This is a genomic window from Moorena sp. SIO2C4, from assembly GCF_010672485.1.
Classification (GTDB): domain Bacteria; phylum Cyanobacteriota; class Cyanobacteriia; order Cyanobacteriales; family Coleofasciculaceae; genus Moorena; species Moorena producens.
On the sequence record NZ_JAAHGN010000423.1, the window covers coordinates 1 to 6,152 of the forward strand.

General features: G+C 44.8%; 5 protein-coding genes and 1 pseudogene. 1 reads left to right on the forward strand and 5 read right to left on the reverse strand.

The features are described 5' to 3' along the window. Positions 1-132: 132 nt before the first annotated feature. Complete coding sequence (locus F6K20_RS20780; RefSeq protein ID WP_287295877.1) at positions 133-1,056, reverse strand: DUF4351 domain-containing protein; 924 nt, start codon at positions 1,054-1,056, stop codon at positions 133-135. 468 nt (positions 1,057-1,524) lie between these two features. Here F6K20_RS20780 and F6K20_RS20785 point away from each other — a divergent pair, with 468 nt between their 5' ends. Then, entirely contained in the window at positions 1,525-1,725 is a 201-nt protein-coding gene (locus F6K20_RS20785) for a hypothetical protein (protein ID WP_287295879.1), read from the forward strand. Positions 1,726-1,982: 257 nt separating this feature from the next. On the opposite strand, the gene F6K20_RS20790 is transcribed toward F6K20_RS20785, so the two are convergent. The 4 genes and pseudogenes from F6K20_RS20790 to F6K20_RS20805 form a co-directional block, all read right to left on the reverse strand. Continuing rightward, entirely contained in the window at positions 1,983-2,144 is a 162-nt protein-coding gene (locus F6K20_RS20790) for a hypothetical protein (RefSeq protein ID WP_287295881.1), read from the reverse strand. Between the two features lie 27 nt (positions 2,145-2,171). Further along, positions 2,172-4,556 (reverse strand): tetratricopeptide repeat protein, encoded by a 2,385-nt coding sequence (locus tag F6K20_RS20795; RefSeq protein WP_287295883.1) that lies wholly within the window; start codon positions 4,554-4,556, stop codon positions 2,172-2,174. Positions 4,557-4,728: 172 nt separating this feature from the next. Next, entirely contained in the window at positions 4,729-5,943 is a 1,215-nt protein-coding gene (locus F6K20_RS20800; RefSeq protein ID WP_008179803.1) for a glycosyltransferase, read from the reverse strand. Beyond that, positions 5,940-6,152, reverse strand: a pseudogene (locus F6K20_RS20805) (hypothetical protein); the annotation flags it as partial. The gene F6K20_RS20800 and the pseudogene F6K20_RS20805, both read right to left, overlap by 4 nt.

A 6,152-nucleotide genomic window follows, 5' to 3' on the forward strand; every position in this document is an offset into this window, starting at 1 on the left:
TACCCATTAAAGTTAAGACATTGATACAAGCTGAAAAAGGTGCGACCCGTAGCGCATTAAATTCTTAATGGTAAGAGCGCACCTATTTTTTAGTAAACTTTTGCCTCTTGCCTCTTGCCCTTGCGCGTAGCGCTATAACTGGTTCAACCAATTGGTCAAATCCACTTCGGTTTCAAAATCTAACAACGCTTCTCCTAAATCTTCCAACTGCTGAAAGGATAATTCCTCAATTTTATTTTGTAATTGGGGATTGATTTCACCTAGGCGACGGCTAATTTGACGCTTAATTAAATTAAGCTCATTGCGCTTTCCTTGTTCTAATCCCTGTCCTAATCCTTGCTCTAATCCTTGCTCTAATCCTTGTTTTAATCCTTGTTTTAATCCCTGTTCTAATCCCTGTTCTAATCCCTGTTCTAATCCTTGGCGAATAATTCGTTGATAAACGACTGACTCTTGCATCATATCCTCCCGAAAATAAGCTTGAATTAACTGCTCATCAAATTTCACCCCAGCCAACAGTTGCACGCAAGCAGATAAATTACGCTGCTGTTGTCTATCTTCAATCATATCGATTCTGGCTGCTACTTGGGATAGCAGGTTTTCTGGCACTTCCGCTTGTGCTAATACTGCCAAGGGTAGTAACCCCGGTGTTGTTAGTAACGGTTGTGGATCACATTCCCAAATCCGAATCACCCGGTAGCGGAAGGATAGGTTCCTCTCGGTAAATTGATTTACAAATACTCCGGTTAATCGGGTTGGTTTCAGGAATATTATTACCTGTTCAATATCACAGCGATACTGACGATATAACCTTACCCAATAATCCAGCATCCGCAGGGGTAACGGAGGTTCAGATTGGGGTAAGGTTTGAAATTCAAGATGCAAGATAGCATCAGCAACTCGCACAAAAAACAAGGCATCTGCCCGAATTGGTTCTGTGCTTAATTCGGTGTTGAGAATTTCGATATCCTCTGCTGGTTCTTGGTTAAACAACCAACGGGTAAAGGCTTGGGGATATTTTTCAACTAAATATTTGAGGGTACTGTCGTAAGTCATTAGACATCTGAAGCAACTAAGTAAATTCTGGTGAACTAATCGAAAAGAGGGTTAAGAGCCACAAATTCGACGACTCGAACCTATCCCAAATCATCTTCAAGAAAGCCATGGGAAGGTCTGTCGGAAATATTGGCCACTTAACTAACTCTTGAAATTCCCAGTAAACCCCGACAATCATTAACGGTAGCTCGGGTGATAAAAACCAGGTAAAATGATTGCTATTGTTGGTTAATATAATTAATATTATCACATTTTATCCATATTATTGCTCGAATTTTTAACTACAAATTAAGTAAAATAAGTTAATATTTGTCTACAATTAACGTTAGATTATGCTTTGTAAAGCCTATGCAATAGCTTTTTTATACAAACCCTAAAACTTCCAAAAAAAACTTTTAAAAACCCTTGACAACTTAAATATATAATTATTATAATAATCATTGTAAACCCAAGTCGAAATTTTTCACAATGTCAGAAAAATTTACTCGCAATTTCAAGAAAAAACCGACTCAGCACACTCTCAAAGGTACTCGTGAATCAGTAATTTATAGTATGCAAATGTTTTATTACCTAGGCTATGCCGAAATCGCGGAGTGGACCCCTCTAGAACCGACCGATATTCCAGGAGAAGTAATTACTACTATGACCAAGTATTGGTTGTTGCCATAACACCTTAACTTTCTGGGGGGGTTCCCCCCCCTTGGCCTTGGGTTTCGGAAATTTCTGACATATGTGATTGACATAGCCGTAGATAGTATTTCTACGGCTATTTTTTTTGGCGTTGCTGAATAATAGAATGAATGTGCGATAATTTGGTTTTATTAAAGCCCCCTAAATCCCCCAATTCTGGGGGACTTTGATAGTTTTGTTCCCCCCAGAATTGGGGGGCTAGGGGGGCAAAACCATACGCATAATCAGGAACGCCATTAAATTGGTGTTGCTGAATAATAGAATGATTTTAAGAGTAGGTGCGCGCCTCCAAGGGCGCGAGGCATTGCTCGCACCCTTGGGTCGCACCTGTAGAATGGGCATCTTGCCCGTTCGAGATCTGGTAGAGCAGGCAGGATGCCCACTCTACTGCTATTCATTACTTGACTGACGCAACGCCAATTTAATTATTCAAAACGCTGATACTTGGCTGACCAACGCTTAAAGCTATAGTTATTCGGTTCATCAATAACTATAGCCGCAGGACCGCCATCCCCTAAATCCGCGATCGCAGTCATGGAAGTGTTGGCATCTTGGGAAAATTCGCTGTAGAGTAAGGCTCCTGCGTCAGAAAAAATCATGGTGCGGGGTTTGTAGATAGTAGTTGCCCTTTCTGTATCTATCCCGTCATTATTACTATCCGATAGACCGACCTCGCTAGATTCTGAGGTAACTGATATTTCTTGATATAAGGTTATGACCGCTTCTGGCTGGTTGTTGCCAGTCAGCTCGATCGGTCTAACTGACCAATGCCCAATCTCCTGAAGCATCATTGGTAAGCTAGGAATGGGTCCTGAGGAGAATTGACCACTGTTGATTAACTCCTGCCAGAGTACTGGCAGCATGGCTGACACCGACTCAGGGTTAAGGTGGTAGAGTGCTGACAAAGTGATCGCACTTGGGTCTAACCAGCGCAGTCCCGTATCGGTGTGTGCTAGCAGGTGCTGATTAGAGCCATCAACAGCTAGGGCTTCACTAGGGAATTTCCCACCTGCTGCCAACAGCTTAATCACCCCTTTCTGGTAGGAAACCCCCTTGACCGTAGCTGTAGTTGATTGCTGGATACCATTCTCACTCCAAAGGCTAATCCGAATCTGGGGGTCAACGTCTAAGCCCAAATATCGCCACAATCGCTTTCCCTTGGTCAAAGTGGGCAGCCGTAAATCAGAAAAGGGCATCCACCGCCAACCCTGACCATCGTGAAATGCTTTTACCTGTACTTGATACCAAACTTCCTCGGGGTTTTTTTGTAGAGTGACGGAGACAGATGGACAAGGGGACAGGGGTGAAACTGCTATACTCTCTTCCTCTGCTACAGAAACCAATTCAGTACTTTCCTGTTGCCTTTGGCAGTGCTGTTCTCCTATTCCCCCATCTCCATCTTCCGGTTGCAACCAATCCGTTGCGTTGACAGTTTGAATTATTTCTGAATTGCCAACCAGTTGACTGAAGTGTCTGACAATAGCTGGAACTGGGTTTAAGGCATTTTCCATATGGTTGAGCAGTTGGTAAACCTGGGGATTAGTTTGGGGTAATTCCTTAACCCATGCGATCGCTTTTTGAGGGTCTTCCTGGGCTGCCAAAATCAATCCTCCCCAAGCTTGTACATTGCTGTCATCAGGATTGACTTCTAGTGCTGCTTCCACCCGCTGCCACAATCCCCCAGAATCGCTCTTTAGCATAGTGATAATATCCCCCAACTGAGCACCATTCACTGCCGTTTGAAACACTGTTTTTGCCTCCCCCCAGCGACCATCCAGGAGATAGGCAAAGATAGCCGCACTGGCACTTGCCCAAATTTGATTTGCCTGAGACTCGGTGACCTGAGCGTGCAGTTTCACCAAATCCATTTGGGCTTGAGCCTCTGCTGACCAGTGTTTTGGTCTCTGTTGGTTCAACCATTGCCAAGCATCAGACCACAAACCATGACGCGCTAGGCTTAAACCATTGCGATATAGTTTAGTATCTATCGCTGCTTGGGTCAGGGAAATTTCCTCTAGATAAATCGGGTTGGGAACAAAAGACCGAGGTTGAATTTGGTAAACCTTGAACTGGGGTTCCAAGCCTACAGTATGATTAACCACTAATTCTGGACTAGCACCACCGGTCACTTCCTGCCAATAGGGAGGACCTTCATTAGGGCTTGTCCACTCCAACATCATACTCAGGTGTGTCTGGTCTGGATTGTAGTGAATAATTTGTCCATAGCTCTCTGGTGTATTTTCTGAGACCACGTTACCCGAGAGGTTGAACCAAAACCCTTCCTCTAGAGCTTGTTCATCGAAACGATCGAGTTTGGTTAAAGGTAGTGAACGGGAGACACTAGCATCATCCGATCCTGTGTTCACTTGGGTAGACAGCACAAAATATTCGACCGGGGCAGTGATAGGCAGCTGACTAACTAGCTGATAATACTGCTGTTCGCTGTTGCTTTGTTCAAGGGGCTGATAGACTCTGAGTTCCACGATCTGGTCACAATTACTTTGGCATGATGGTGGTGATGCCAAAATCGGTAGCAGCAACTCAGAGTGAAGGGCAAGGGGTGTGCTCGCCGTTAGTCCATTTTCACGAATCTCCCCTTGAATTTGGGCAAATGTCTTGGCAGATGAGGGAACAATCTGGGGGATACGAGCCCAACTCGGCAAAATGTGATTGATCCATACAATCGAATCAGGATCAATTATTAACATAACCGCCACCCAGATACTACCGGCAATGATACCGCTAGTGGTGATTAAGGCAGCGATCGCGCCCAAGGTTGTTAACCAACCACCTCTACTAGACTTTTGCACTGATGTTTTAATGGTTTATCTTTCCAGTTTTTTCCTAGTTTGAAAAAAATCTTGGGGGCAATAGATAGATAGTAATTAGCCAAATAGTACAGATTTTTGGACTTAAAGGCTAATTTTCCATGTCTTTGTCATTCCCCCTTGCTCAATCTAAAACAAGTGCACCCTAAACCCTTCAATCTGTGATTACCTGCTCATACAGCTCACCAGCACGTTCCCAAGTATATTTCTGTTCAATATACGCTCGCCCATTTTCCGACAGTTGCTTACGGAGCTGGCGGTCTTCAAATAACCGACTAATGCCATAAACATATTCTGTTGTATCATTTGCTCGCAATGCCCGCAAAGGGACATCCCCGCCATCAACTATCAAGCCCTCCAAACCGCGATCGCTTCCCACGACCGGTACTCCTGCTGCCATCGCTTCCAGAGTTTTATTTTTTACGCCAAATCCACTTTGCATTGGCACCACAAATATGGTTGCCTTATGAAGGTGGTCTACTAAAGAAGGCACCGTGCCAGTTACACTAATCCCTGGTATATCTTCTAACTCTAGCACCGCCTGCACCGGTTTGGGTCCGACTAATTCTAGCTTGGTATCAGCATAGCGCTCTGTAATTGCTGGGAACACGTCTAGGCTAAAATAACGAGCTGCTTTGATGTTTAGTGGGTTATCCATCGCCCCAGTAAATACTAATCTGTGTCCACCAGGATCAGAGATGCGCCGGGGAAATGTATTAACATCAACCCCATTAGAAATCAATGTAATTTTACTGTCTAGCTCAAATGATTCTATTTGCCGTCTATCTTCTGCTGTTGTGACTACAATGTCTGTAAACTTAGCACAATATTGCTCTTCATAGCGACGTAATAGGGGCAAATTCAACTGGTCTTTCAGCTGATTGTCTGATGTTTTGGTTTCCAGCTTGTCCAGAGATTTCCGGTATACAGAATGATGAATATTCACCACAGTTCGCAGCTGCTCCCGCCACTCTGGTCGCACATAAATCTCATTGGTACTGTGTTCACAGGTAATCAGGTCAAATTGTCCCCCCTCTACAGCCTGATCCAGCCATTGCTGCATTGGAGTTGAGTAGAGTTGGAGTACTTTCTGGGGGGTTCCCTGTTGCAAAATGGTACTCCAGCGCTGTAATTTCTCCTTTATGCCTTTCTCTTGTTCTGATGGCTGCGGTTGGGGAAACATCACCAGTTCTTCCACCCACTGCTGCAATTTTTCTACCTCGATGTCCTTGATCTCCTCAGAACGTTGAGTAACCAAGGTTATAGCATGACGCTTACTCAGGTACTTGAGTAAATTAAACGTCCTGACCTGAGTTGCCCCCCGCGTTGGCGGATAGGGAAAGGTTGTGGAGATCATTAGAATCTTCATAGGACGTTACTACTTTGAGCAATAAGTGACCACAAGGAAAGGACAGGCAATAATTCATGCTTATAGCAGTCGCCAGCGATGCAGCGCGGTCTTGGGGAGGCAGCGCGGTCTTGGGGAGGCAGCGCGGTCTTGGGGGTTCCCCCCATGAGCGACTGCCGTGGTCCCCCCCATGAGCGACTGCCGTGGTTTCCCCCATGAGCGACTGCATA

What these genes read in the sequence shown, in the direction of transcription:
- F6K20_RS20790 (WP_287295881.1), bottom strand. Translation starts at nt 2,144, where the DNA reads ATGAATAGCAGTAGAGTGGGCATCCTGCCTGCTCTACCAGATCTCGAA.
- F6K20_RS20785 (WP_287295879.1), top strand. Translation starts at nt 1,525, where the DNA reads ATGTCAGAAAAATTTACTCGCAATTTCAAGAAAAAACCGACTCAGCAC.
- F6K20_RS20800 (WP_008179803.1), bottom strand. Translation starts at nt 5,943, where the DNA reads ATGAAGATTCTAATGATCTCCACAACCTTTCCCTATCCGCCAACGCGG.
- F6K20_RS20780 (WP_287295877.1), bottom strand. Translation starts at nt 1,056, where the DNA reads ATGACTTACGACAGTACCCTCAAATATTTAGTTGAAAAATATCCCCAA.